This is a genomic window from Achromobacter sp. 1011811831 (assembly GCF_059760905.1).
Window position 1 is genome coordinate 1 of the sequence record NZ_JCBANG010000191.1, and the last position, 1,376, is coordinate 1,376.

The following is a 1,376-nucleotide window of genomic DNA, read 5'->3' on the forward strand; positions in this document are numbered from 1 at the left end:
TGAGCAAGCCAGCCTTCAGGCCCGAGGCGAAGATGAGCAGCACCGATGCCTGGCCTTGAACGACCGTTTCCACCAGCTTCGCCGCCGGCGCAGCCCACAAAGCCACGGCCGCGGCCAGCGCCACCGCTGCCAGCGTCACTAGCAGTGCTGAGGCCCGATGCTTGAGCACGAGCAGGGCGTACACAAGCCCACCCGCCGGCAGGGTGATCCAAAAGTCGACACGAACTATGGCTGCCAGCGCGCAAACGATGGCAATGGCCCACAACCAGCGATCGAGCAGGATGTGCTCGCCGATGCGGTGCACGGCGCGCACGATCAGTGCGATCACGGCCGCCTGCACGCCAAAGAATGCCGCGCCCAGCGCGGTGCCCACGAATTCAATCTGGAAGTACAACCAAGACAACGCGAACATCAGCAAGAATCCGGGAAGCATGAACCCGAGTCCCGCCAGTACGCCCCCCAGCCGCCCCTTGGCTCGGATGCCCAAATGAACGCATATTTCGTGTGCTTCGGGTCCGGGCAGTACTTGCATCACCGCAAGCAGCTTGTTAAAGCGTTTGCTGGAGATCCAGCGTTCCTCGTCCACGAGCTCGCGGCGCAACATGGCGATCTGAGCTACAGGCCCGCCCCATGCGAGCAAGCCGAACTTGAGAAAGCGGACGAAGAGCTGCAGGTAGCTCATCGCTGGAGGGACGGCTTCAGTCGTAGCATCCGTCTGAGGACTGGTCAGGGCGTTCACGTTGTTTTTTCCTCGTAACTCTTCAACAGCCAATCAAAAACTTCGCACGCGCGAACGAGCAGCGCGTCGTCGTCGGATTCGGATGCTCTCAGGCCCGCGAGCAGCTGCTCGATGCCCGGCGCTTCCGGTACCGGCAGTCCGCCCACGTCCAGGCAATGCACCAGTTCGCCCAGGCGCGTCAGCGCCGGGTCGTCCTCCAGGCCAAAACTCGCCAGCAGCGTCTCGAAGGTGACCTTGGTACCGACGTGGCTGAACGTCGCACCGTCGAAATCGAAGCCCAGCCAATCGGCTTCGCAGTCGGCGGGGCTCGCCAGCCAGACGATGCGGGCGCTCGGGTCGATGAACCGCCGGATCAGCCAGGCCGAGGCAAGCCGGTCGACCCACGGACGGGCCCGCGTGGCCCAGACACGGCCCCGATAGTCGGCGCGCTCCATTCGCGGAATGTCAGCCTGCCGAGGGGTCGGCTCGTCGGGAGAAAGCCGGCGGGTGAGCGCGTCGCGCAGGTCGTCGAGCAGGCTCAAGGTCTGCCGCTGCGCCTCGCCGGGAAAGAAATCGATGCGCGCCACCTGCTCGAAGCGGCGCACGAGCGGCTGGAGCTTGCGTGCGGCGGCGGCGCCATCCAGGGATGTCAGGCTCC

The 1,376-nt window shown here is 65.0% G+C and carries 1 protein-coding gene and 1 pseudogene; both read right to left on the reverse strand.

The features are described 5' to 3' along the window. Window positions 1-682 (reverse strand): annotated as a pseudogene (gene chrA / locus AC6LJ9_RS30525) (chromate resistance efflux protein ChrA); the annotation flags it as partial. Window positions 683-735: 53 nt separating this feature from the next. Beyond that, on the reverse strand, window positions 736-1,376 hold a 641-nt coding region (locus tag AC6LJ9_RS30530), incomplete at its 5' end, for a chromate resistance protein ChrB domain-containing protein (protein WP_498150437.1).